The organism is Neobacillus soli NBRC 102451 (assembly GCF_001591665.1).
Lineage (GTDB): Bacteria > Bacillota > Bacilli > Bacillales > Cytobacillaceae > Neobacillus > Neobacillus soli.
In genome coordinates, this window is record NZ_BCVI01000007.1 from 36,654 (window position 1) to 61,534 (window position 24,881).

Genomic DNA, 24,881 nt, shown 5'->3' on the forward strand with positions numbered 1-24,881 from the left:
TGTTCATGTCCCTATTATAGAAAAAATAACTGATTAAACTGAGTCAATAATCGTGTTTTTGTAGTATTAGACAATGCTCCATTATTTTTGTCAAAAATTTACTTACGAACCTGATATTCGCCTAACTCTAACACTCTTGAAGGTTATGGGTTCTGTTCTTATTTTACGACTTGTTGAAATGTTTTTCCCTCAAAGCATTTTGCAGGTCTGCGATTTCTTGTTGAATTTTTGAGAATCCCGTTATTTCAGGTATCTTCTTTCTCACAACAGCTTGTTTATGTTCTAAAGCGCTTGCCATTGATTCAAACACCAATAATAACTGGGCGAGGCTTTCATCTGGAAGGATTGCCCGGTCCTTAATTTTTAAACAAGCATCAAGATGAAACCGCAACTGTTCCATCGAAAAGATTGCGGGCCAAAGATCCCCTAAAGTAAATTTATTGTTTGGGATTTCCCCTAGTGCGGTTGTATAGATAATTTTCAAATTATCAAAATTTGTGTGCATTTTACTTTGCGCTGGGATCTTTTCAAAAGAAAAGCCATTTCTTTGCTCAGAAAATAACACCTGTAAATATTGCATCTGGCTGCGAATGGTTTTAGCCATGGCATGTGGGAGCCTACTTGAAGCTGACCTTCTTCCTGTTAAATAAGTACCCAGTAACCCTATAAAGCAGCCAATTAACACATCTATGATTCTTGCAGTAGCGAAAAAGGACAACTTATGTAAGTGTGTCGAGCTTTCGGCGATTAATAGGGCATTGGGAGTGATGAACATCGCTGCAAGCGCATAATTCCTTACAATATAAAGCTCGGTTAATGTGGTCAGTGCAAAGATAATGAACACAATAAGAATACCTTGGGGCTTTGCTGACAAAATGATACTCGCAGCCAGAATTCCAATTATTGTCCCTAACGTTCTTTGAATGGCTCGATGAAAGGTAGACATGATGGTAGAGCCCAGCATGACTGCCGCACAGGATAAGGGAATCCAAAAGGATCGGTAAAAATCAAATGAATAAGCAACAATCGCTGCAATCGTAAGGATGGCTCCATAGCGAATGGCAGAAAGAAATACAATTGAGTTTTTATCAAAGGCCCCGCCAAATATAGTACTTAACGGGCGTTTAAAGATGTTAATTTGTTGATTGATTTTTGAAACAGGCTCATTCAGGATGGCATCGGCATCAAAGATTTTGCGAAACAATCGGTCGATGTCTTCATTCCTTTCTTCTGGCTGGCGAATTCTAGGAAGCGTGGTTTTTTTATCATCGATTGAATCGACAATCCCCCTGACAGCTGTCCCTAATTCCGGCGGCAACTGGCCGCTTTGTTCAGAAAAATGTTCGATAACATGTAAAAAGATGTCATTGGCATGATGATTTAACAAAAGTAATCGGTTATATACATCCGTAGTTCGCCATGAAATATGGCCTGCCAACAGAATATCATCCGTTGTCTTCATCTGCATCACGGTTCGATGCCTTGCTTGATTATAGTCTTCCGTACCAATTGCGTCCAAAAAGCTGGCCAGTTCAACATATACTTTTTTTACTGCCCTCATTTCAGGTGCATGAGGATTAAAAAGCCAACCAGCCATCCCAATTACCCATGAAAGCAGTCCGCCCAATAATACAAGACCCGCCCTTAAAGGAGCAAGGGTTGGATCAATCGGCATTCCCGAGGTCATCGAAATACATAAAACAAAAAATACCGCTGCTGGACCTGGAATTTTTAGCGCTCCAAAAATAAATGTCGCTACTGCCCCAATCACTCCAACCATAAATGCAAATAACCATGAATACGGAGCAAGCATCGTTCCTATACCAACCGATAAGCTCAGCCCAATCATCACCCAAAAAAGCTTTTTCGCCCGCTGTGCATAGGGCTCATTAAATACATAGAGATAGGTAAAGCCCCCAATCCCTGCCTGCATTCCATAGGCTAAATTTCCGGTAAGCAACCCAATAAAGGCCGGAATCGCAGCACAAAAACCAGCGCTAATTGCTTTTGTCCATGGAAAAGGATTCTTATTAATTTCTAATGCCTTTTTTACAACCATAAATAACGTTGGCGAATTACTCATCTTACCCAATTCTTCAAACCTCTTTCTTTGAGAACCATTGTTAAAATTAGTATTCTCAAATCGCTTCATCAATTTGCATGGCTTATTAATAATTCATCTTTTAATTCAGTAATCTTAATAGAATAGCGAAAGGGCCACTCTAATGAGTGACCCTTTTCATTAATCGATTATATATAAACTAGTTTACATAATATTTTTATAGGTAAGTAAAATGAACTCTTCCTAGCTCCCCTACTTACCATTTGGTTAACTCTCACTCAGCTCACCGGTTTTAGCAGGGATAAGAAAACTTAACACAATCGTGACGAAACTTAAACAAAGAGCATAAAGGAAAACATTTTTCATGCCAATGTTAATATTGACGGCATGATTGATGAGCAGACCCATGATGGTAACCCCGATCGATGTCCCTATGTTTCTTAGGAAAATCTGAAGCGAGGTAGACATCCCTTTAATATGGGATTCGGCAAACTCCTGAGATGCAATCGTTCCAACCGCAAACAACAGACCGAACGAAACTCCCTGCACAGTTAAGATAAGAAACAAACCGACATAGGAGATATCATTAATGAAAAGATATAGTCCTAGTCCTGAAATGGTCGTAATGAAACTGCCAATAATAAAGAGGATTTTGTAACCAAAGCGAATGATCCACTTCCCTGCCGGAGTACTTCCAAACATCCAGCCAATAGCAATACTTAGCAGGATGAGTCCGCTTTTATAAATACTCATCTGCTTTCCTTCTTGGAGAAACAACGGAATAAAGTTTGAGGTTCCGAAAAAGGACAAACAATAAAATAACATAAACAGGTTTGTCCTTAGAATTCCTTTGTTTTGAAATAGGGAAACCGGCAAAAACGGATGCGCTTCTTTCCTTTCAACTAAAACAAAGACAATTAAACCAATAGTTCCAAGGATGACGTACAGAAAAGCATTGCTCATGTTTGTAGCTAACAATAACAGCGTTATCGAAATCCCGAACAGGAAGAAACCTTTATAGTCGATATGGCTCTTTTTAAATAGTGTATTTTCCTTGTATGGAATCAAACAAAGCACCGTAACAATGCCAATAGGAATATTGATGAAGAAAATCCATCTCCATGTCAGAGTCTCAACAAAAAAGGAACCCAATACAGGGCCAACAATCGAAGATATTGCCCATATACTGCTAAACACGGCTTGGATTTTCCCGCGTTTTTCAATCGTAAACAAATCTCCGACGATAATCATCGAAAGTGGAATCATCCCTCCTGCACCTAAACCTTGGATCCCTCTATAAATAATCAGCATAACCATTGAATTCGCGATTCCACAGAGGATGGAACCTATCGTAAAAATAGCAACGGCAATCATTAATAATTTTTTCCGTCCATACATATCAGATAACTTTCCGTATAGCGGAACTGTAACAGTACTTGCTAACATATAAACCACAAAAATCCAGGCAAAAAACTCCATTCCGCCGAGTTGTTTTACAATCGTTGGACTCGCTGTTTGCATAATATTGGCATCAAGTGCCGAAATCAAAGTCGTGATCACAAGACCCCAAAACACATATCTATTCTTCCCCATAAAAGCCTCCTAAGTACTAACCCTTTTGAATAATATTCCTTTTATTTACAAGATTTTTTTGACACATCAACTATTATAACAAACTATCAATTTAATTAGATATTTTTTTGTAAAAGAACGCAAAAGAGGGCAGCAATCTGCCCTTTTTTGTTAAAGATGTACCATTTTCCATTTAAAACGAAACCATCTGTTTAAGAATGGCTTAACTCCCTTTTCAATAACGGCTGGGTAATCGTTGGTAGAATGACTTCAATTGTCGTTCCTTCATTTTCCTTACTTTGTATTGTTAACTCACCTTTATGACTTTCGATAATTTTATAACATGTCATCAGGCCGAGACCGGTTCCTTTTTCCTTTGTAGTATAGAATGGTTCCCCCAGTGTAGAAATTCGCTCTTTCGGAATTCCTACACCCTGATCAATAATCTGAATAGAAATTTTCCCTTCTTCTTTTTCCTTTACCATAACATCAATATTTCCGCCCATCGGCATGGCCTCGATTGCGTTCTTAAGCAGGTTTAGAAATACTTGCTTTAACTGATTTTCTTCGCAGCTGATCATAGGCAAATCCCTGTCCAATTCCACAAAAATCTGCACATTATTCAAAATAGACTGGGTATTAATTAAAGTAACTACATCTTTTATTAATACTTTTATATCTTGTTCCCTAAAAACTACAGCGGTCGGTTTGGAAAGAACTAGAAATTCGCCTACAATCGTATTGATTCGATCAAGTTCAGATAATACAATTTCAAAGTATTCCTCTTTTCGCTGATTGGACCTTAATAACTGAATAAAACCTTTTATCGATGTGAGTGGATTACGGATTTCATGGGCAATTCCTGCTGCCATTTGACCTAACAATGCCAGTTTTTCAGACTTTTGAATCAGCCGTTCCGTATGTTCCTTCCGAACAGTAATATCCTTTCCAATTGACAGTACCGCCTCGTTTCCACCGAAAAGGATAAACAGGGAGGAGACTTCAAAGAAAAACGTCGAACCATCCAATCGTTTTGCTTTGTATTCGATTGTATTTACAGGTCGTTTCTCTTTCTTTATCTGCTTAAATCGTTCTAGTAAACGGTCCTCATACTCCGGAATAATAAAATCAAATATACTTTTACCAACAATATCCATTTTATTCGCAGCACCAATCATGCAGGCAGCAGCATGATTTAGATAAAGAATCTTGTGATCCCGGCTGATATAAACCGGTTCAGGCAATGAATCGAGCAGTTGTTTATAGCTGTCTTCACTTGCACGTGATTTTTTTTCATAAAAGCGCGCCTTATCATATTGCCAGCCAACCACCCAAGCAATTAGGGTAAAAATAATAAAGTCCAACGTAAAAAAAGGGTGATGATCCACAATCTTTTGGTAAGTGGTAAATAGTATCGATATTAACACTAAAACAATTTGTCCTAATTTATTCATTATTTTCCCTCTTACATAAGCATATTTACCTTTTAATAATTCGACAAGATTCTTTATTTTCCTTTAAAGATTCCATATATCTCTCAAAAACCGGATAGTATTACTCAATATTAAAAAGGAGCCCTGCCACACATAGTGGAAGGGCTCCTTTTTAATGATGCTAACGGTCCTTATTTCTTCGGCTTCTTTATCTTCTCATTTATATACAATTTTCCGTCAGCTGTTTGTCTTGATTCATTGCCATAGGAATCCACAGCCTTCACCTCAATGACGGCACCGGCGGCATTCATGTCCTTCGTAGCTGTGTAATAGCCGACATAGTATCCAGGTGAAACCTCCATCATCGGAAGTTCTGTCGCGTTCGCCACTTGTACTGATTTCGTTTGTGTCAGCGGCATATGAATGAAGAAAGATGTTTTCAAGCCCGGTTCACTTGTGAACTCAATCTTTACACTTTCGCCTTTCTTCAATTCCTTATCCTCAGCTGGTTTTACATTTTTAATCAATGGTGCTTTGTATTTCACGTCGATTTTCACTGACTTTTCCGTCGTGTTTCCTGCTTTATCTTTGGCGGCTACCTTGATTTGGTTGATCCCTTCATCAAGCATAATTCTCGCAGAATAGATGCCATTTTCAACCTTTGCGGTTGTTCCGTTGACAAGGACGAAATCTAAATAAGCATCCTTAACAGTCCCAGTAACGGTGACAGTTTCTTTATTCATTTTACTGCCATCAGTTGGCGACCCAATCGTTAACTCCGGCGCTTCGGCATCAAAAGTGATAGTTACAGGTGCAGATGCATCCGTCATCCCTTGCGATGTAGACGCTTTTGCCGTTAATTGGTTTTCACCCTTTTTGAGTTTCACATCAACTGCATAGGTGCCATCATTCTTTGTATCAACGGTTGCCACTTCTTCGCCTTTGTTAAAAATATGAACCTTTGTCGTGGGTGCCGCTTCACCTTTTACGTTTACCGTTTCAACGTTCGTGAATGCTCCCTCAACAGGAGAGGTGATGGTCGGTGCTGTAACTTCGTAATCAACTATGGCCCGAATCATATAGTTACCTTCTTCCTCCGGTGATGGTGTCCATGCACCGCCAACAAACTGCCAGCTTCGTTTCGCATTTGTCCCATTCTCATCGGTTGCCAGGCCAGGTGAACTTGTATTTACTGCAGCTTGGAGATAGACCAAATAGAAATCACCTTCGACTAGAATTCCATGGCTGCTCAAATCTACCTGTGTCCACTGACCATTTCGAAGTGCTGTCGCATCAATAGGACCGGCAAGTTTTTTACCAGGTGCACCGTCAGCCCCTGTTGCATCATAAACAGCTACTTTGAAGGCAGTCCCACCTGGAACAGGCCATTCCGTATCCCAGAAGCGGAACAAGCCGCCTGTGACTAATGCCTTTTTATGCCCTTTTGCCAGTGACATTTTTACAGCCCAGCCATTTCCAGCATCGTAGAAGGCACGCGCGTTTTCAGCTGTCCCATCGTCATAGCCGATTTCACTTGGGAAACCAATGAAAGGTTTGATATCGAAATTTTTAACGATATTTCCTTTAAGTTTAATCGTTGCATCTTGACTATAATAATGTGGAGCAATTACTTTAAGCGTGTAGTCCCCTTCATAGGCAGTGATGGTAAAATGCCCGTTATTGTCCGTTTGGACAGGCTGAACGGCAGCATCTTCGATGACGTATACAGTCGCCCCAGCAACCGGTTGTCCTGATGCTTGGTTCTTAATTGTTCCCGAAACAGTACCCTTTGCTAATTCCTGAAGAGTGAAGTTCGCTGCTGTTTCCCCATCTCGCTCAATCGTAACGGTTTTTGTTTGTGATTGATAGCCATAGCTTTCGGCAACAACCGTAAACGTTCCTGTTGCATGCGTAAACTCAAAGCTACCATTTGCAGGATTGGTGTTTACCGAACGGCCGGATTCCACAACCGTTACTTGTGCCAGCATAGGTAATTGCATTGGAGTGTTGCCCTTTTCACTAGCGGCCTCTTTTTTCATCTTAGGCATCATCAGCGTGAATTTATCAGGATTGACCTTTTCCTTCATTCCAACATTGGACGAAGGATCTTCTTTTTCAGGCTCGACCCCAAAACTTGAATTTTGAGCGGTTGGAAGTGGTGAATTCGTTAAACGAACATCATCTAAATACCAGCCAAGCTTCGGCACACTGCCATCTGTTTTTAGATTAAAGGCAATGTAAATTCTCTGTCCTGCATATTCACTTAAATCTACTTGACCGTCAATCCAGCCATTTGACACATCATTGACGCGTAGCTTTTGAACCCAGTTAACAGCATCTGTTGAAACATACACATGACCGAAATCATAGTTTCTTTCAAGTTGGTACCATTGCTTGAATTGCAGGTAGCTGGTTCCTTCCGGTAAATCAATTGGCGGCATCTGTAAGGACGCGTTTGCACTGTTCGCGTAATTTCCGCCAAGATTGGTCGCATAGACTTTTTCACCGGAGAAAGCTGCGCTTGGGCCGCTGGTTGGTTTACCCCACTGCCATGAATCATTAGCCCCATAGGAAGTCCAGCCGTCAGGATTACTTTCAAAATCCTGCACATAGCCGACTGTAATTCCTGGAAGAACGGTGATCGAATGCTCACTCACTGTTTCGTTGCCGCCGAAATCACGTGCTTTCCACTTATAGACGAAAGTCGTGCCGGAAATCTCTTCACCAGGTATATTCACACGGTACGTTCCATTTTTATAGTTACCGCTAATCCGCTCTGCGGCAACCGTTGTCCATGAACCATCTTGCTTTTGATATTGCATAGATACTTCTGTTACACTAATATTATCGGCAGCTGAGGCTTCTAACGTTAGCGGCATTCCTGCAAAAACCGTGGCAGGTTGGGAATGCGTTAACACCGGTGCTTCACTGTCGTCTCCTTCTTTCGTTACCTGACCCTTCAGTTTTCCTAAACCGGAAATAACAGAAGAGACTGCATCGTAGACATTTAATAACCCCGACCCATATCCGTTATTTGGTGATTCCGGATATTTGCTGTCTGTTAAGGGAATGGCAGAAGTTTGTAAGATTCTTTCTAAGTCTTCAACTGTTAAACTTGCATTTGCTTGTTTCAACAAGGCAATCGCTGCTGAAACATGCGGTCCAGCCATCGATGTCCCATTCCATCCGCCTTCATAGCTGCCGCCAGGGACGGAAGAACGAATATTTACACCAGGTGCCGCAAGTTCAGGTTTGATTTCCCCATATGGAGATGGTCCAAGCAAGGAAAAGCTTCCAAGTTTGTTGTTAATATCAGTAGCTCCTGTTGCAAAAGACTCCGGATAGTTAGCCGGATTGGCAACAGATCCAGGACCTCCTGGATTACTTAAGGTCGTATTTCCTGCAGAGAATTCAGGGAAGATTTCTGCTGCTCTCCAGGCCCGAACCATTGGACGATACCATTCATCAAGTCCAGGACCTCCGCCCCATGAATTATTGATGACATCTGGTGCCTTGTCAGGATTTCCACCTGGGGCGATCATCCATTCACCCGCTTCTAATAAATCTGCGTCCGTGCCCCCGGCTGCCGTAAATGCCTTTACAGCAATCCACTTCGCACCAGGTGCGACACCAATAATATTGGAACCATTTGGCTCTGAACCTACCATTGTCCCGGTAGTATGTGTTCCATGTCCTTGATCATCATATGGTACAACTTGCCCTCGTACAGCGTCAAACCAGCTATAGGTATTATCCGCTTGACCTGTCGCGGCATTATAGCCGCGATATTTTTCCTTTAATGCCGGATGGTTCCATTGGACTCCGGTATCAATCGAGCCAATCACAACTCCGCTGCCATCAATTCCCATTTCCCAAACTGCCGGAGCCCCTACACGGTCAATATTCCATTCAACCGCTGTCGTTTTGGCTGCCGGTTCTTGAACAGCTGTTGCAGCCGATTTTTCTGGAACGAATAATTGTCTTGTTTCGTTCGGTAGGATTTTTTCAACCTCTTGGAAGGCTGCTGCTTTTTCCATAACCTCTTGGGTAGCAGTAACGGCAATCGCATTCACGATGTAGTAGGAGTGAACATCCTTGGCCTTGCCAGCCTTTTCTTGTTCCAGTAAAAACGCTAACACGTCAGATTGTGTTTCCTTTGCCGTTGCTTTTAACTCAGAAACAATCGTATTTCGTTTCAATGATTTCGCTTTCGCTGGGGTCGCCTTTTGAAGTTTGGCTTTTTCTTCCGCTCCCTTGGCAACTTTTGCGGAATCCACTTGTTCTTTCATTTTGATCAGGAAGGTCACTTGATCTTGGTCATCAAATTGGTTGTAGAGCGATTTTGTTACTTTTTGTTTTGGAGTTGGCAGCGAGTCTTTTGCTGAAGTACTTACCCCTTTCGTTGCAGCGTTCGCATTCATTTGCGGCTGCACGAGCAATGGCAACACTAGGATGGCGGTTAATAGAGTGGATAATAATCGTTTCTTCTTTCTTTTCATCCTCTTACCCCCTAAGTATTTTCCTTAACCACTGAATCTACTACCCTCCTTTCTTTCGCACACTATATGTCCAAAACTAGGTGCTACTTTAAAAATAGCGATTAATAGCTTGGGTTTGTGTCGAAACCTGTTATTAAAAATGGCAGTTTCAAAAGTTAGGAGGAAAGTTGTTGTTGGGAAAATTAGTAAATATGTCCAAGGTATGGTTGACAAGTGCGAACCACCTAATCAATTTACAAATAATTGCCACCTTACGATTTATTTTTAAAGATACACTTCTACATTTTGGAAATTGGTTAAATATTCCTAGTATTTTCAATCCCACGATATAGTCATATGTTCGTAACTTCTGATATTAAAGTCGGATGACTACAAATTTTCCCAAAAGAAAAAGGACATCTCCATTTCAAGTGGAAACGTCCTGTAAAAGTGGTGAAAATTAAGACTGATAATATTAGGCAATTTGTTGGGGGAATGTCTATACCCCCAACAAATTGGACACATACACTATCCTGTAATAAAAAAATCGTGAGGAGAGATGAGAGATGAGAATGGAGAATAAGCCCTTTGGTAGTTCCAATTTAATGCCATACCAACCGATTGCTAGTCCAAATGCTATGCCTAATGCTATGCCTAATGCCATGCCTAATGCATTACCGAATGCTCTTCCGAATATGCCTTATATCGCACCACAAGTTTACCCGCAACAACAATGTTACCCAAATTATCAGGATTGTTGTTACCCTATGTATAACCCATGCTGCCCGCCGATTTATAACCCGTGCTGTCCTCCAGTTTATAACCCTTGCTGCTATCCAATGTATCCCCATTGTTGTTAACAATTGATGGGACCTCTAGATTAATCAATAAACCACCCGTGACCATTAAATTCACGGGTGATTTTTTACTGGTTACGTGTTTAATCTAGAGGCTATTATCCTTCGGGATTAATAGGAATCGATTTCTTTCAAATAATTTCCTATTACATGTAAATACCCTTTCGGCTCCTCCAAGTATGGCATATGGGCACTATTCTCAAATACAAGGAATTTCGAATCAGGTGTTAGACTGCTGTAATACTGTGTTGTTTCCGGAGTGGCCTCATCATAACGCCCACAAGTATAGAGTGTTGGGCATTCAATTTCTTTTAATCGTAAGGTACAGTCAAATTCCTTAAGATTGCCCAAGACGGTAAACTCCGAAGGTCCCCACATAATATTGTAGACTTCCGGATTTTTAAACTGGGACCCTTGTTTTAACCATTCTGGAAAAGGATCCAGGCGGCAAACAAAGTTTTTATTAAATACCTCGGTTGCCTCTTTAAATTCTCTGGTATCCGTTGTTCCACTTTCTTCACATCGAGTAATTGTAGCTTGAACCTCGATTGGAAGTTTTTTAAGGTTGAGTTTCTGATCCTTTTCCCATAATGGCGCGCTAAGGCATGGACTTGAAAAAATGACACTTTTCACGCCGCTGGGTTTGGTCAAACAATAAGTAGCCGCAAGCGTCGTCCCCCAAGAATGACCAAGAATATGTACTTCATCAAGGTTAAGAGCCTGTCGCACTTGAGCTAATTCCTCAACAAACCGTTCAAGCCTCCAAAGAGACTTGTCCGCCGGCCTGTCTGATTTTCCACATCCTAGTTGATCGTAAAAAATAACAGGTCGGTCCTTTGCAAGCTCTTTAAGTCCTTGAAGCGAATAGCAGGACGAGCCGGGCCCGCCGTGTAAAATAATTACCGGGGTCCCTCCAGTGTTATTATCAAATTTTTGATATGAAACCCTACCCCCTGTTACTTCAATGTATCCCTCTTCATGCATAATAATTTCCCCTTTTAATTGATTGTTTCTTCTATACTTGACTAAATTCGACAGCCACTCAAAAAAACCCTGTTTTTCAGATCATTGTTAAAAGGGAAAACTCATTTACGAATTAGGATTTTTAGCCCAATAATAAAGTAATAATTCAATCCAATTTAACAAACTATAAATATGGAGGTGAACAAAATGGAGAAAAATAATAATCAAAGCACTGGAATTGACAACGAAGAAATTATGAACAGGGTAAATGAAAAGTTTGATAAAATTGCTCAAGAAGCAAAAGATATGGTCAACAACAATGACCAAAACGATGCCGATCAATATTCCTAACGCCAGAAATGGCGTTTTTCTTATTTTATGAGTTGGCCATCCTGACAAGACGAAAAAAAGTATCCTAAACGATTTTCCTAACAACCCAAAAAGGAGCTGCCAGTTTCGACAACTCCTAAAATTAATGCAGTGAAAAATTGGGGATTCACCTTTCTCTCTTTTATTGTCCTTGTGCCCCATTTTGAGTAACTTTCCGAACATGTCCATCCTCAAAGTTGTTTTTTCGCAGCGCTTCGACCTTATCGTCAAGTAATTTCTTTTGATTGACTTCTGGTGAAGGCGTTTGCTTATTCTTCGGCATGTAAAACCCTCCATAAATTTATTTTTTTCCCCTCTTATTTTGCAGCTTATTTCCTAATATAATCATTTAAATTTTTCCACTTTCTTTTGCAGAAATATGTTAGCTTCAAGACAAAAAAATTTCAAATCGCTTATTAACCGGAATTCTTGGGTGCTAACTAATAATACAAACAGCGGCAAGTACACCATTTTGCCGTTGTTTGTATTATTAGCTTTTCATTTTATAAAAAAGAAAGCTAAACACCAGTGTCAAAAATGAAAAGAGCAAGGCAATACTTGAAAATGCCAACACATATATATTGTACTCGGCAATTTTAACAATCATCTGATAGCTATCCCAATTGAGGAGACTAGCAATCACATTAAACAAAACAAGCACGAAAAATATCATCAATAGCCCTTTCGCAGACCCATGGATATCAGCTTTGCTTAAAGCGATGTGAGAAGAAATACTAATTGCCACTACTAAAAAAATCCAAAATAGCGGATTAATGAGATTTTCGAAAGTAAAGAGACTCTTGCTAATGGCAAAACCAGCACTACCAACTGTTTTTAAAACACTTTTATCCAGCTTTTCAATGGTAATATGTTGCTGAATTTGAGCTTGAAAGGCTGTGTAGGATTGAGGCACCAAGAGATACATTCCCAAAACTAACGATCCAATGCCGCTAAAAATAGGTCCTATCCCGATAAAAAAATTTCCCACCTGCTGATAAATGCTATTCGGATTATATTGGTGTTCCACATATCCAAGCACGCCATCAGGGCTCCTCAACTGCAATAACTTTACCTTCGTTACCCGATGTCCCCAGATGAAACACTGAATAAGATGTCCGATTTCATGTATAGGTGTACCAATCCATGCAGTCACAAGCACGCCGCGTGATCCAAACGCTCGAACTAAAAAGGTATTTGAATACCTTTCAAAAACGCCTAAGATCAAACCAACAGCCATAATAACACCGAATAAATAAAACAATTCCACCAAACTTACCATCAATATCTTAATAAATGATAATAGGATATCCATCTACATCCCTTATTCCTTTCGGCCACCTTCCATACTATTCTCCATCATGCACCATTAACTAAAAAAACATTCGTAAGTAATACACTCATTAATGATAAATAGTCGCTCATAAAATAAAAAGTTTACAATTAATTAAAACCTCGAGGAGTAGCCTACTCCTACCTTGGCGCCACCTGTCAGCCTAAAAAGCCTGGAAAGCGAATCCCAAGCCGATTCCTACTGCTATCGCAAGAAAAATCCACAGATTTAGGTATCGATCCAGAAACGATAAACGTCTTTTCCCTGTATTACTCATTTCAGCAAACTTGTAGATGAAAAATCACAGAAGGTTGTCGGAGGAGCTTTCCGCGAGTAATTTAAAGTGGTCAAGATATAGTAAAATGCTAAATAAAAGTAAATGCATTTATGTGGTAAAATTAACATAAATATACACCAACTGTTTGCTTAAGTTAGTTAGGAAGGAATAAATAAGAAATTCATTTTACAAAAGGGGGATTTAATGATAAAAAAATGGTTTTTATTAGTAGGATGTCTATCATTTATGATTCTATTAGTTGCTTGTAAAGAGAATATAAACGAATTTAAAAAACAATATTATGAAGGAAAAAGTGAACATTGGCGCATTCAATTAGATGTTGAAAACGATTCAGAAAGACAATATAAAATTTCTTATATTGGTACTGGTAAAAGACCACCGATTTTTAACTACGAGATTTATGATGAGCCTGGAAGCAATTTAGTTTTAAACGCAGGAGAAGGGGATCTTGAAAAGCAAGAAGAATTTTGGATTTCTATAACATGTGGCGGCAGTTGTACCCCTCCTCTTCCTAGCAAAATTAAGTCGAAGATTCAATGGGAAGGGAAAACAGAGGAACTTGTTATGAAACAAATGAAAAAAACCTCAAACAAAATTGGAAACTGAGCATAAGAAATTTTCTATGCTCAGTTTTTTGATTGCAATTTATTTAATGATTTGATTTGTGATTTATCGTTTTGCACCTCTAAAGTGAACCTGTCAGAAAAAAGATAACGGATTTTTATTCGCAAACATATATAGACCAAATGTTTTTCTGATTGATAATATAATTCCCATGATTATCATATTGGAAAACAATGAACTTCCGCCATAGGTTAAAAACGGAAGGGCAATACCTTTAACGGGCATTAAGCCAACAACCATTCCGATATTTTGGAAAATTTGGATGGACAGGCTAAATGTTATTCCTGCGCAGATATATGTCCCAAACGGAGTTTCTGAGCTTTGCCCTATTCTAATAATCCTATAGACGAGCAAAAGAAATAATAGAATGACGAATCCAGCAAATAGAAATCCTCCCTCTTCCGCTACTGTTGAAAAAATAAAATCTGTATGTTTTTCAGGAATATATACATCACCATTCATTATCCCTTTTCCTAACAATTCCCCGCTACCAACTGCTAACAGAGATTTATTGGTTTGATAGGACTGATCGCTGTTTCCCGAAGGATCCAACCAACCAATAATCCGCTCCTGCTGATGGGGCTTTAATAATGGAATTAACTGTTTATAAATAATATCTGGCTGGTATAAAAACAAATAAACGAGCACGCCGCCGATTAGGATTGGAACAAGGATAAAAACAGCAACCAACTTCCTATTTAATCCAGATAAATAAAGCATGCTTCCAATCGCGATAAAATAGAGAAAAACCATGCCCGTGTCTGGCTGCTGATAGACAAACAAAGAAGGCGGAATCGTTACCAGTAGTATTTTTCCAACAAGGAGTATATCTGTTGTCATAGTTCTTACTATATTAATAGAATTATGTTTAGAAATTAACCTAGCCACTAAAATAATCAATGCAATTTTAAAATACTCGGATGGCTGAATTGACCCCAAAATTGGGATACTAAACCATCTTTTGGCCCCAAGGATCACCGGTGCAATCGAGGTCGGCGAAAATCGCAACAATACAATAATACTAAATAAGGCAATATAGAAAGGCCATGCCAGTCGTTCAATTTGTTCAACATCTAGCTTGGCTACACAGATTAAAAGGGCGAAACCTATAAAATAATTAATTCCTTGTTTTAAGGCAAAATTCTGTGCTCCATACTGACCCGTTTGCTGACTACTGTAAATAAATACTAAACTTATGATAAAAAATGCCAGCAAAATTAACATGATTAGACCATCTAATCTTCGAAAAATATTTGTTTCTGTGTTCATTTTCTCCACCATACTGTGCCTTTATAAAAAAATCTTCTTGTCTCCATTTTACACAATTCATTTTCTATATTTCCTTCTAATGGTCAATGCTCCTGCCTTATTCATTCGTCTTACTTTCATCACCAGATGGGGCTATAAAGTCTTTTAATGCTTGCTTGTTTTTCTCGAAATCAATCTTGAGTACAGCGCCTACGTTAACAGTTTCATCCTCGTATGAATTTTCAATGGGTATTCTAATGCTCTCCATTTGTTTAGATTTTCCCGCGATTAACCCTTTACCAATCGATAGAATTGTTTTCGCATCGACATTGGTATCAATGTAAGGGTCTGCAACGCCAAGGACTTTTGGAAGATTCAAGATGTTTTGAACACTGATCGCTTGATTCTTAACCTTTGACACCACTTCTTGCTGTCGATTCACCCGTCCAAAATCACTTAGGCGATCATGGCGAAAACGAACATAGCCTAACAATTGATCCCCATGTAATATTTGTTTGCCTGGCTTCAGTGTCATCCCAATTCCATAGGACATCTTGTATGGAATATTGACCTCAATACCGTCGGGAGCAACGATGTCAACTATTTTTGAAAATCCTTCAAAATCGACAATCGCATAATAATTAATATCCACATCAAAATTTTCCTTTATCGTTTCCCTAACCAATTCAGGACCGCCAAATGCAAAAGCAGCATTTATCTTTTGCTTACCATGACCAGGAATATCCACATACGTATCCCTCATAATGGATGCAATCTTCATATTATGAGTGTTTTGGTTATAATGGGCGATCATTAACGTATCAGAACGTGAATGCTTCTCACCCCGTGAGTCACTTCCCATTAACAAAATATTAATCTCCCCAAATTGCGGCTCAGCACCTTGGAAGTCTGCATACGTTTCTTGATCATCCTTATACTTACCATTACTCGCTTCTGACAATCCACTTTTAAATTGATAAATACAATAAAAGACTACTGTTACGACTAATAAAAGAATGATCAAAAGAAGGTTTCTTAGCCATTTTGGTTTTGTGTTTGTTTTGTCTCTTTTTTTCATTTAAATTATCACCTGTCAAAGTCCTTTTTATGTTTAGTTTCCAGCTTTTGTCGATAGCAAATTTAATACAAGGTTTACTGCGATGGCATCGTCCAAATAACCAATCGGAAAAATGTAATCAGGAATCACATCGACCGAAGTAATAAAATAAATCAATGCGCTCCCAATAATCGCGAGTTCAACCGGAGTACCTCTTTTTAAACGAAACCGATCAAACAAATCCTTCAAATGATTAATAAAAGGACCAATGCTGCCAACTTTCATCAGTTTATCCCCAAAGCTCTTAAGAATGGTATCTTTCCCCTCTTCTGTCTGGGAATATTGTTGATAATTAGTTAATTGCTGTTCCACGCTTTCAATCGTGAATTTATTATTATATAAGTCAGAGGATTCGAGGATGTTTTGAATGCTGTCAATAGACGAATGAATATCAGAATGCTGGTTTTCCGGCCTCTGATCAATGGAATATCCCGCGGCTACAAACAGGTCTGCGACAGGAACATTAAGACAATCAGCAAATTTTTGTAAATGCTCTGGATTTGCTTTTCGTTTATTGTTTATGATCCGTGAGATGGTAGCGGTATCGATCTCAGTAAGTTCGCTAAGTTTCCTCATCGATAAGGATTGTTCCTTCAATAATTCTTTTAATAGTGAACCGAGTTTGTTAGAATTTCGCATTTCAGACATACCAAACTTCCCTTTCTGCAATGAAAATTTTACAGTTATACCAAATCAATATAACCATTCTAATATGAAAATCTATTAAACTAATAAAAACGAAGAGTATTCGGAAAGTTGTATCCTTGAGAAATATACCCCAACGTTGACACTTTGTCAACAAAAGATCTTTATATTGTTAAAACTTAAAAAATGCTAAAATAGCAATCACTAATATGATAATGCCACTGATTATTGTTCCAAAGTCTCCAAGTGTATACGAGCCAATCCGTACTGCAGATAATTTGTCACCTAGCTTCACGCCTGCCCAAACACTGATAATACTACCTATTGCAGCAGTAAGAGAAATAGCTAACGGTGATAACCCAAGTAAGCCAGCACCTAATCCATTAGTAAGCGCATTTGCCGATAATGCTACCCCAAGAATCGCAGCCTCCCCCCAACCAATTTCACCAGAGTTATCAACATCGGCCTCCTCAGGATTCCTTAGTACCTCTTTTATGCTTGGAGATTGATGTGGAGTATTATCCGTGCTTACGGCCAATGTCCCTTTTTTACGAGGGGCACCCAATAGAATAACCCTAATTCCAATAATAAATAGGAAAAACGCTCCAATGATCACCGGGAACATTCCGGGAAGAATTTTTGACAGCCAAAGTCCAAACGAGATCCCCGTGATACTCATTAGAAAACAAATCAACCCAATCAATAAATTGGCACCTAACCCCATTCGTATTTTTCTAATCCCATATGAAAGCCCTACTCCTAAATTATCGATACTTGACGATACAGCGAACGCCAAAATGATTAGCCAAGACAATGTAGATCACCCCTATTTTTTACATTGTATTGTTCAGATTGACAAAAAGTGCTATTTATTTTCAAACTGTTGATAAAAGGTCAACAGCTGCTAATATTCTAATGGTTGTTTACTGCACCTTTAGTGGTGACCATATTAGGGGTTAGTGGTATTTTTTGTTATACAAATAAAAGAACTCAGTCGCTTTGAACTGAGCTATCCCAAATATCCACCATCATTATAAGACCGACAATCAAATCCATTAAACGAAACTGCGTCGGTCGGTTTTTTACGTTTATTTTTCAAGCCGTTTTAGGGATTGTTAATATTATTCTTCCCTTTTACCTTGACTAACCACCTTAATTAATTCACCAATCTTTTCATTTCTCTCTTGGTCTAATTTTAATTTTGCTTTCATGAACAAAATTACCTTAACAACGAAATAAATGCCAAAACCAGTAAGCACTAAATATAAAATAATTGGTAAAAAAGTAAAAATAATTAAACCACCCTCTGAAGCAAACAATGATCCACCTAAGTTACTAAACATGTTAATTCCTCCAAATTGTTAAATATATCTATAGTATACATCTTCCTTAGGCAATCAGTTAATTGAATAATCGTTATCTACAAACCGGAATTACCATGTAGAATAAAATAGTATTTTGGATTAATAGAATAAAAACATAACAATTGTGGAGGTTTGAGCCTTGAAAAAAGTAGTAATTACTATTTTAGTAATCCTCGTCATCTTAACCTTAATATACTTTCTTACGAGTACTTTGCCATAGTTGCGAAAAAGGACGCCTATTAGCAGACGTCCTTAAAAATATATCAATAGAAAACAGCAGTTTCTGTTAAGATTGGCATTCCACGACATGAGGGATAAATGACAAGTCAAGTTACCAAGGGTACTCCCCTTCCTTATGTTTATCTGTTTTGGAAAAATAAGCGGGCTGGTAGCTGCGGACAAATTTACGGGTGTTAGCGTTGATATATCCTGAACCAAAGGTCGGGTCTTCTGACCGCCACACCCCATTTAACATGATTTCATTCCAGGCATGATTTTCCCCGTACGCCACTTTTGCTTTAATTCCGACCGCACGGTGCAGGGCAGCACTTAAATGAGCATAGCCTGTACACAGCACATTGCGAGTTTGATAGGTTTGAACGGCAGAATACGTAGGCGGATTGGCAGCATTAACCAACGGGGCGTTGTAGGCAATATTCTTTGCCACCCACTCGAAAATAGCCCGCGATTTGTCTGTATCCGTTTGTTTTCCATTGGTTATATTTTGGGCAAGCGCCGTAATAGCAGGGTCATTGCTTTGAATCATAAAACTTGGCAATAAAAAAGGGTCGCCGTCAGTTAAATGATATTTGGCATAGCCTAAGACCTTATCAGGATCATCCGCTATTCCCTTGTAATATTCATCCACATTAATAATAACGTCTCCCACACTATAATGAAGTGGATATTCATAATCTATTTTTCCATTGGTAAAAGGAACCTTGATCGTTGCCTTCTTATCGGCGCGCGCTTCTTGAATATATAAAATCACTCCATCAGCCTTGTTGAATTCTCCATAGGGGGTTGCTTTTCCTGTTATGACTAACTTCCCGTTTACAACCGTGACCTGATAGGTTTGGATTTTCGTTGGTTGATAGTTTCCAACCGTCGAAGCCGGTACGGAAGGCTCAATTTTTTGTTCAGTTGCTGTTGGTTGATTCGTTTCCGGTTGTGAAGGAATAATTACTTCCTGGTTTGGCTGCTCCGTTAATTGGGAATTTTCTAAGTTCAAGTTCAGTAAACTTTTTATTTGTGCTATTGAAGGGAGCATGTCTTTTTGCGATAGGTAGAATAGTGCATATACACCAATTAAGAGAACAATAAGTTTCTTCAAGACGGACCACCTCCACTTTCTTATTAATACTTTAGACTATTAAAATAGGAGACTCAACTAAAATGCACGGGTTAATTATCATAACGATTCATTTATTATGCCAACGAAAACAACCAAACACAAAAAACCGTTTCAGAAATGAAACAGTTAAAAGGTTAGTATATATGGGCTGCAACAAATGTCCGAATGGTTCAATACCCGAAATTATTTATTACATGACAAAGACCAATTAAATCCAAAAAAGTCCTTACTTACTTTGGGAAAGCCGTTTGCTTCGTAACAGGCATTTGATGAATCCATAATGGCAAAGTGTGTTGTTAACGAGGTATAACCAACGATAAAAAATAGTGTAACGAAAAAGGTAACGATTACGCTTGCTAACGTAAATGAATTGGACCTTTGCTTCATTTTTTCACTCCCAATCAATGACTTAATGATAATCTGCCTCGTTGTTTTTTGTTTATTTTAACATAAACATCACATGATTTCTTCAAGAGGACTTCAAAATGATCCAAATTTTTAATTAATACTCACTTTTATACATTAATTCCTTTCTCCTAGGACGCTTATAGTTCTAAGTTAACCTAACTAATTGATAGCATTATTTTATACATCTTCGATTGTATTTTCTTTTGGTATAATATTCTTTAAGAATGGCAAAAAAATTTAGAGGTGGCAGCATGAAGAAAACGATTGGCATGTTTGCCCATGTGGATGCCGGCAAAACCACATTGGCGGAACAACTGCTTTTCCATACGAAAACGATTAAGCAAAGGGGCCGTGTCGACCATCAGGATACCTTTCTCGATACGCATGACATTGAAAAACAAAGAGGCATTACCGTATTTGCCGACCAAGCGCAGTTATCTTTTAACAATTCCAATTATTATTTAATCGATACCCCGGGGCATGTCGACTTTTCTCCAGAAATGGAACGGGCAATTCAAGTGATGGATTACGCGATTATCATCATAAGTGCTGTTGAAGGGATTGAAGGACATACCGAAACCGTTTGGAGGCTCCTCCAACAACATCATGTCCCCGCCTTTTTCTTTATCAACAAAATCGATCGGACCGGTGCTGATACAGGTAAAGTCGTGGACGAAATCAGAGGCAATTTAACATCAGATGTTTTTGATATGACCAATACGCTAGAGAAGGGCGAAATGAGCGAAGAACTTATCGAATTTATTGCAGAGCGGGACGAATCCGTTTTGGAAAAATACATAGATACTGGTTATGAACCTGGGCTTTGGTTAGAAACGTTGAAAAAGCTGGTAAGGGAAAAACAAATTTTTCTTTCAGTAAGTGGCTCAGCATTACAAGATATTGGTGTCGGCAGCTTTTTGGAAAAAATAGACCTGTTAACGACGACGGACTATGTAAGTGAAGGCACTTTTTCTGGCCGCGTTTATAAAATTCGCTATGATGAAAAAGGGACGAGAATTACTTTTATCAAAGCTCAAAGCGGGACATTAAAGGTACGCGAAGAAATTAGTTACGGCGAGGATGAAAACAGCTTATCCGAAAAAATCACCCAAATCCGTTTATATAACGGCACTAAATTTAAACTGGTTGATCAAGCAGGATCTGGTGATATTTTTGCTGTTACAGGATTGTCCTCCGCTTCAGCTGGTGATGGCTTAGGAACATTAAAGGAAAAGGCCGCCTACGAAATGGTCTCGGCACTAAAGTCCAGAGTGATTTTTGATTCATCCATGAATGTAAAAGAAGTCTTACGATATTTTAAAATGCTGGACGCCGAAGATCCCTCTTTAAATGTAACCTGGGAAGAACGATCACAGGAGATTCATATTCATGTCATGGGAATCATCCAGCTTGAAGTTCTCAAACAAATCGTAAAGGACCGCTTTCATTTTGATATCTCATTTGCTGAACCGGAAATTCTTTATAAAGAAACCCTTGATACGGATGTAATTGGTTATGGTCATTTTGAACCGTTAGGGCATTACGCGGAGATTCATCTAAAGTTAGAGCCAGCCCCTAGAAATAGCGGTATTACTTTTGAGAGTGTCTGCCATACGGATCACCTATCGATCGGAACGCAGAACGTAATCCGAACCCACCTTTTTGAGAGGAATCATCATGGGATACTAACAGGCTCCCCTATTACGGATATGAAAATCACGTTAATAACAGGACGGGCCCATATTAAACATACCTCTGGCGGCGATTTTAGAGAGGCCTCCTACCGTGCATTACGGCAGGGCTTAGAAAAAGCTGCTAACATCGTGCTTGAACCGTTCTATGATTTTAAGATCAAGATGGATTTGGACTATATGGGAAAAGTGCTGACAGATATCCAAAATGCGCACGGCAGCTTCGATGCGCCAATTACGGAAGGAAATAAAGTCATTTTAACCGGTAAAGTCCCAGTGGCAACCTTCATGAACTATGGTCCTGAATTCGCCTCGATCACACAAGGAAAAGGCATCTTAAATCTCATAGTCGGTGGCTATTATCCGTGTCATAATCAAGTCCAGGTCGTTGAAAGGATTCAATACAATAAAGCTGCTGATCCGGAATATACCTCATCTTCGATCTTCTGTTCGAAAGGACTGGGCTACTCTGTTCCATGGGATCTGGTGGAAGCGGAAATGCATTGTAAATAAGAATGGTGTCAGGCACCAACTTAAAGCTGAACATCTTTTCAGTCAATGAAATGCCCTTTCATTTACCGTGGAGGTCCAATTTTTCTCTTTTCGGTAAATGAAAGGCTCTTCCATTTACAATGGTGGCCCATTATTTATCTTTTGGGTCAATGAAACCAACTTCCATTTACCATGGAGACTCTATTTTACTCTTTTCGGTCAATGAAAGGCTCTTCCATTTACCATGGAGGCCCATTATTTCTCTTTTGGGTCAATGAAACATTTTCATTGACCGTTTTAATATGTTTCACCCATTTGTTTCATAAAATATTAAAATGGATAAAAGAGACTAGACCACCTTATTTTCCTTATAGTCCCTTCTATTCCGAACAAAAATGAGAGTAAAGAGCTGTCTAGAGATGAGATGCACAAATGCCCCAATCGGAACGGCATATAAATCCAGCCAAAATCCTTCCTGGTACTGTTCCGGATTTTCAACTAGCGAAAATGTCTGGATTCCACCAAAAAGCAGAGATGGAACTAAAAAGAAAAGCCATGGATTTGAAAGCCATTTCGATTTAAATTGATCATTAATGGCTTCAAAGATAACCTCGGCAGCACCCACAATAAATGCTACTATAAAGAAACCCATAATCACACTATCCATAGGTAAAGCATTTACGAACTCAGGATGATAATATTCCGTTACCGAATAAGAAACAAGGCATAAAAAAGCGGTGACAAAAACTACATTCCACAAATATCGAACCACTTTGTAAAAAGGGAATATTGCTTTTTTCATTTCCCAATTCAAATTTTTTTCATTACCAAACGATTCCATTGCCTGAAGAATCGCTTCATCCTTTGTATTCCCCTTTACCATCAGGTCGTTGACATGTTCATGAAAGTGAGCATAAAGCTCTTCTTCAAAATCTGCTTTTTCATCATCGTTCATGGGCAAATCAGAGACGATTTCTTTTATATAGCGTTCAATTTCTTTCATGAAAAACCCTCCAATGTCTTGTCAATTAACTGATTGATTTGTTTCCAGTTATTCAATTTTTCTGTAAGAATCTTGCGCCCATCTTCAGTAATGGAATAATATTTCCTTCTGTTCCCATCCAGCTCTTGACTCCAGTACGATGTAACACAGCCTTTATTTTTTAACCTTTTTAACGCCGGATACAGCGTTCCCTCGTTCATATGGTAGGCTTCATCGCTCAACACGCGTAATTTCTTCGTCATTTCATAACCATAACAATCTACTTCCACCAATAAGGAAAGTAATAAGATCTCAATACTGCCTTTTAGCAACTCTCTATCCATATCGTACCCTCCAAATATTACTAGTAACATTGTATAACAATGCACATCGTATAACAATGTATAATTGTAAAAAAACTTTGAAAGAATTCAATGATATTAAAAAGCAGTGTGATTTTCCTCTCATTCAAAAATGTTTCCATCCGCCCTTTGGCGCAGTTTATGTAAATCTACTATTAAAAGGGATTCTTTTTACGTTAATAATGCCCTCTTTACTTAGTTTTTCATTGACTCGATTCAAGCGCCTGTAGCATGTTCTGATTAGGTCTGCGATTTCTGTAAGGTTTGATGTTGTAGTACAGTTTCTATATAACAAAAAAATGACTATAAAATTAATTTAATAGTCATTTACATTTTTTTGTTTGTGAAACGTAACGGAAGCCGTTAACATTTTTGACCTTTGGCTTTTTAAAGATTTTAAATGGTTGTTCGATCACCATAATTTTTCCTAATGGAATGCACGATGAATGTACCCAAAAAGATTGCGATTAGGATACTAAAGAATATGAAATCATCCAAACGGAATCCGAATGCGGCAGTAATCATTTTTATACCAATACTGGCAATTAAGACAAAGGCAGTTGTTTCAAATTCTGGTACCTTTTCAATTAATGCCAGGAATAATTGAGCTGCTCCGCGCATCATTAAGATTCCAAGCACACCACCTAAAAATAATACCCATACTTGATTTGATACACCGAATGCTGCAATCACACTATCAAAGCTAAAGGCGATGTCCATTAACTCAACTGTCAAAACAGTTCGCCAAAAACTGACTTTTTTATTTTGGACCTCGTCTTCTTCTTCATTTTTCTTAATAAAGTTTTGAAAAACGATCCAGAGCAGATAGTGACCGCAGACAATTTTTATCCATGCAATATTTATGATGGAAACCCCTAAACCAATCGCTACGATACGAAAAAAATAAGCACCAAAAATCCCATAGAATAATGCTTTCTTTCGCTGATCTTTCGGCAGGTGTTTCACCATAACCGCTAAAACAATGGCGTTATCGGCGGATAATAATCCCTCAAGAATAATAAGTGTACCAATGACTCCCCAGCTGGCGGGATTAGAAAATACTTTTTCAAAAGCCTCTAATGAAAAAAAAGTACTATAACTATTGAATATTTCCTGTAGGAACTCCATTCGTCTTCCTTTCTCCCCTTTAAATGGTTTATTTACTTCCCTTGCCCTGGCTTGTCCTCTTATGATGATTTCACTTATCGGTGTTTGGTCATCCTAATCTAAAT

21 protein-coding genes and 1 pseudogene are annotated in these 24,881 nt (G+C 38.8%); 3 read left to right on the top strand and 19 right to left on the bottom strand.

Features of this window, described 5'->3' with window-relative positions; translation table 11 throughout:
- Window positions 1-163: 163 nt before the first annotated feature.
- The 6 genes from BSO02S_RS04140 to BSO02S_RS04160 form a co-directional block, all read right to left on the bottom strand.
- Window positions 164-2,083, bottom strand: coding sequence for an FUSC family protein (locus BSO02S_RS04140; RefSeq protein ID WP_235846867.1), 1,920 nt, complete (start codon window positions 2,081-2,083; stop codon window positions 164-166).
- Window positions 2,084-2,329: 246 nt separating this feature from the next.
- On the bottom strand, window positions 2,330-3,655 hold the full coding sequence (locus BSO02S_RS04145) for an MDR family MFS transporter (protein WP_066062926.1): 1,326 nt from the start codon (window positions 3,653-3,655) through the stop codon (window positions 2,330-2,332).
- Window positions 3,656-3,846: 191 nt separating this feature from the next.
- The gene (locus tag BSO02S_RS04150; RefSeq protein WP_066062927.1) at window positions 3,847-5,088 is read right to left on the bottom strand and encodes an ATP-binding protein; all 1,242 of its coding nucleotides are present in this window, start codon (window positions 5,086-5,088) and stop codon (window positions 3,847-3,849) included.
- 170 nt (window positions 5,089-5,258) lie between these two features.
- Window positions 5,259-9,566 carry a S8 family serine peptidase gene (locus BSO02S_RS04155; RefSeq protein WP_066062928.1) on the bottom strand — a complete coding sequence of 1,436 codons (4,308 nt, stop codon included), beginning with the start codon at window positions 9,564-9,566 and terminating at the stop codon, window positions 5,259-5,261.
- 744 nt (window positions 9,567-10,310) lie between these two features.
- The gene (locus BSO02S_RS28210) at window positions 10,311-10,433 is read right to left on the bottom strand and encodes a hypothetical protein (protein WP_268875980.1); all 123 of its coding nucleotides are present in this window, start codon (window positions 10,431-10,433) and stop codon (window positions 10,311-10,313) included.
- Window positions 10,434-10,513: 80 nt separating this feature from the next.
- Entirely contained in the window at window positions 10,514-11,386 is an 873-nt protein-coding gene (locus BSO02S_RS04160) for a proline iminopeptidase-family hydrolase (RefSeq protein ID WP_066062930.1), read from the bottom strand.
- 186 nt (window positions 11,387-11,572) lie between these two features.
- Between BSO02S_RS04160 and BSO02S_RS26845 the strand changes: the two genes are divergently transcribed.
- Entirely contained in the window at window positions 11,573-11,716 is a 144-nt protein-coding gene (locus tag BSO02S_RS26845) for a hypothetical protein (RefSeq protein ID WP_157081376.1), read from the top strand.
- Window positions 11,717-11,876: 160 nt separating this feature from the next.
- Here BSO02S_RS26845 and BSO02S_RS27455 read toward each other — a convergent pair whose 3' ends face one another.
- The 3 genes and pseudogenes from BSO02S_RS27455 to BSO02S_RS28605 form a co-directional block, all read right to left on the bottom strand.
- Complete coding sequence (locus BSO02S_RS27455) at window positions 11,877-12,017, bottom strand: hypothetical protein (RefSeq protein ID WP_169802716.1); 141 nt, start codon at window positions 12,015-12,017, stop codon at window positions 11,877-11,879.
- 207 nt (window positions 12,018-12,224) lie between these two features.
- Window positions 12,225-13,001, bottom strand: a complete 777-nt coding sequence (locus tag BSO02S_RS04165; RefSeq protein ID WP_235846865.1) for a hypothetical protein — start codon at window positions 12,999-13,001, stop codon at window positions 12,225-12,227.
- Window positions 13,002-13,230: 229 nt separating this feature from the next.
- Window positions 13,231-13,341 (bottom strand): annotated as a pseudogene (locus tag BSO02S_RS28605) (arsenical-resistance protein); the annotation flags it as partial.
- 204 nt (window positions 13,342-13,545) lie between these two features.
- Between BSO02S_RS28605 and BSO02S_RS04170 the strand changes: the two are divergent.
- Window positions 13,546-13,968: a hypothetical protein gene (locus BSO02S_RS04170; RefSeq protein WP_066062933.1), complete on the top strand. Its 423-nt coding sequence runs from the start codon at window positions 13,546-13,548 to the stop codon at window positions 13,966-13,968.
- A 93-nt stretch (window positions 13,969-14,061) separates the two neighbouring features.
- Here the strand turns inward: BSO02S_RS04170 and BSO02S_RS04175 are convergent, their stop codons facing one another.
- From BSO02S_RS04175 to BSO02S_RS04205, 7 genes are all read right to left on the bottom strand, one after another.
- Window positions 14,062-15,255 (bottom strand): FtsW/RodA/SpoVE family cell cycle protein, encoded by a 1,194-nt coding sequence (locus BSO02S_RS04175; RefSeq protein ID WP_066062935.1) that lies wholly within the window; start codon window positions 15,253-15,255, stop codon window positions 14,062-14,064.
- A gap of 97 nt (window positions 15,256-15,352) precedes the next feature.
- Entirely contained in the window at window positions 15,353-16,312 is a 960-nt protein-coding gene (locus tag BSO02S_RS04180; protein ID WP_066062936.1) for an LCP family protein, read from the bottom strand.
- Between the two features lie 33 nt (window positions 16,313-16,345).
- Entirely contained in the window at window positions 16,346-16,999 is a 654-nt protein-coding gene (locus BSO02S_RS04185; protein WP_066062938.1) for a helix-turn-helix domain-containing protein, read from the bottom strand.
- 169 nt (window positions 17,000-17,168) lie between these two features.
- Complete coding sequence (gene ytaF / locus BSO02S_RS04190; protein ID WP_066062940.1) at window positions 17,169-17,810, bottom strand: sporulation membrane protein YtaF; 642 nt, start codon at window positions 17,808-17,810, stop codon at window positions 17,169-17,171.
- Window positions 17,811-18,117: 307 nt separating this feature from the next.
- Window positions 18,118-18,339, bottom strand: coding sequence for a hypothetical protein (locus tag BSO02S_RS04195; protein WP_066062941.1), 222 nt, complete (start codon window positions 18,337-18,339; stop codon window positions 18,118-18,120).
- Window positions 18,340-18,691: 352 nt separating this feature from the next.
- The gene (locus BSO02S_RS04200) at window positions 18,692-19,693 is read right to left on the bottom strand and encodes a transglutaminase domain-containing protein (RefSeq protein ID WP_066062943.1); all 1,002 of its coding nucleotides are present in this window, start codon (window positions 19,691-19,693) and stop codon (window positions 18,692-18,694) included.
- 204 nt (window positions 19,694-19,897) lie between these two features.
- The gene (locus BSO02S_RS04205) at window positions 19,898-20,101 is read right to left on the bottom strand and encodes a hypothetical protein (protein ID WP_066062946.1); all 204 of its coding nucleotides are present in this window, start codon (window positions 20,099-20,101) and stop codon (window positions 19,898-19,900) included.
- Between the two features lie 272 nt (window positions 20,102-20,373).
- On the opposite strand from BSO02S_RS04205, the gene BSO02S_RS04210 reads away from it, so the two are divergent.
- Entirely contained in the window at window positions 20,374-22,326 is a 1,953-nt protein-coding gene (locus BSO02S_RS04210; protein WP_066062948.1) for an elongation factor G, read from the top strand.
- Between the two features lie 328 nt (window positions 22,327-22,654).
- On the opposite strand, the gene BSO02S_RS04215 is transcribed toward BSO02S_RS04210, so the two are convergent.
- The 3 genes from BSO02S_RS04215 to BSO02S_RS04225 form a co-directional block, all read right to left on the bottom strand.
- Window positions 22,655-23,308 carry a permease prefix domain 1-containing protein gene (locus BSO02S_RS04215; RefSeq protein WP_066062951.1) on the bottom strand — a complete coding sequence of 218 codons (654 nt, stop codon included), beginning with the start codon at window positions 23,306-23,308 and terminating at the stop codon, window positions 22,655-22,657.
- Window positions 23,305-23,631, bottom strand: a complete 327-nt coding sequence (locus tag BSO02S_RS04220) for a PadR family transcriptional regulator (protein ID WP_066062954.1) — start codon at window positions 23,629-23,631, stop codon at window positions 23,305-23,307. Before BSO02S_RS04220 ends, BSO02S_RS04215 begins: the two co-directional genes overlap by 4 nt.
- Before the next feature lie 414 nt (window positions 23,632-24,045).
- On the bottom strand, window positions 24,046-24,777 hold the full coding sequence (locus BSO02S_RS04225) for a TerC family protein (protein ID WP_066062957.1): 732 nt from the start codon (window positions 24,775-24,777) through the stop codon (window positions 24,046-24,048).
- Window positions 24,778-24,881 lie beyond the last annotated feature (104 nt).

What these genes read in the sequence shown, in the direction of transcription:
- BSO02S_RS04185 (WP_066062938.1), bottom strand. Translation starts at nt 16,999, where the DNA reads ATGTCTGAAATGCGAAATTCTAACAAACTCGGTTCACTATTAAAAGAA.
- BSO02S_RS04210 (WP_066062948.1), top strand. Translation starts at nt 20,374, where the DNA reads ATGAAGAAAACGATTGGCATGTTTGCCCATGTGGATGCCGGCAAAACC.
- BSO02S_RS27455 (WP_169802716.1), bottom strand. Translation starts at nt 12,017, where the DNA reads ATGCCGAAGAATAAGCAAACGCCTTCACCAGAAGTCAATCAAAAGAAA.
- BSO02S_RS04140 (WP_235846867.1), bottom strand. Translation starts at nt 2,083, where the DNA reads ATGAGTAATTCGCCAACGTTATTTATGGTTGTAAAAAAGGCATTAGAA.
- BSO02S_RS04225 (WP_066062957.1), bottom strand. Translation starts at nt 24,777, where the DNA reads ATGGAGTTCCTACAGGAAATATTCAATAGTTATAGTACTTTTTTTTCA.
- BSO02S_RS04175 (WP_066062935.1), bottom strand. Translation starts at nt 15,255, where the DNA reads ATGAACACAGAAACAAATATTTTTCGAAGATTAGATGGTCTAATCATG.
- BSO02S_RS04220 (WP_066062954.1), bottom strand. Translation starts at nt 23,631, where the DNA reads ATGGATAGAGAGTTGCTAAAAGGCAGTATTGAGATCTTATTACTTTCC.
- BSO02S_RS04160 (WP_066062930.1), bottom strand. Translation starts at nt 11,386, where the DNA reads ATGCATGAAGAGGGATACATTGAAGTAACAGGGGGTAGGGTTTCATAT.
- BSO02S_RS04195 (WP_066062941.1), bottom strand. Translation starts at nt 18,339, where the DNA reads ATGTTTAGTAACTTAGGTGGATCATTGTTTGCTTCAGAGGGTGGTTTA.
- BSO02S_RS04155 (WP_066062928.1), bottom strand. Translation starts at nt 9,566, where the DNA reads ATGAAAAGAAAGAAGAAACGATTATTATCCACTCTATTAACCGCCATC.
- BSO02S_RS04170 (WP_066062933.1), top strand. Translation starts at nt 13,546, where the DNA reads ATGATAAAAAAATGGTTTTTATTAGTAGGATGTCTATCATTTATGATT.
- BSO02S_RS26845 (WP_157081376.1), top strand. Translation starts at nt 11,573, where the DNA reads ATGGAGAAAAATAATAATCAAAGCACTGGAATTGACAACGAAGAAATT.
- BSO02S_RS04180 (WP_066062936.1), bottom strand. Translation starts at nt 16,312, where the DNA reads ATGAAAAAAAGAGACAAAACAAACACAAAACCAAAATGGCTAAGAAAC.
- BSO02S_RS04150 (WP_066062927.1), bottom strand. Translation starts at nt 5,088, where the DNA reads ATGAATAAATTAGGACAAATTGTTTTAGTGTTAATATCGATACTATTT.
- BSO02S_RS04145 (WP_066062926.1), bottom strand. Translation starts at nt 3,655, where the DNA reads ATGGGGAAGAATAGATATGTGTTTTGGGGTCTTGTGATCACGACTTTG.
- BSO02S_RS04205 (WP_066062946.1), bottom strand. Translation starts at nt 20,101, where the DNA reads ATGAAGCAAAGGTCCAATTCATTTACGTTAGCAAGCGTAATCGTTACC.
- BSO02S_RS04215 (WP_066062951.1), bottom strand. Translation starts at nt 23,308, where the DNA reads ATGAAAGAAATTGAACGCTATATAAAAGAAATCGTCTCTGATTTGCCC.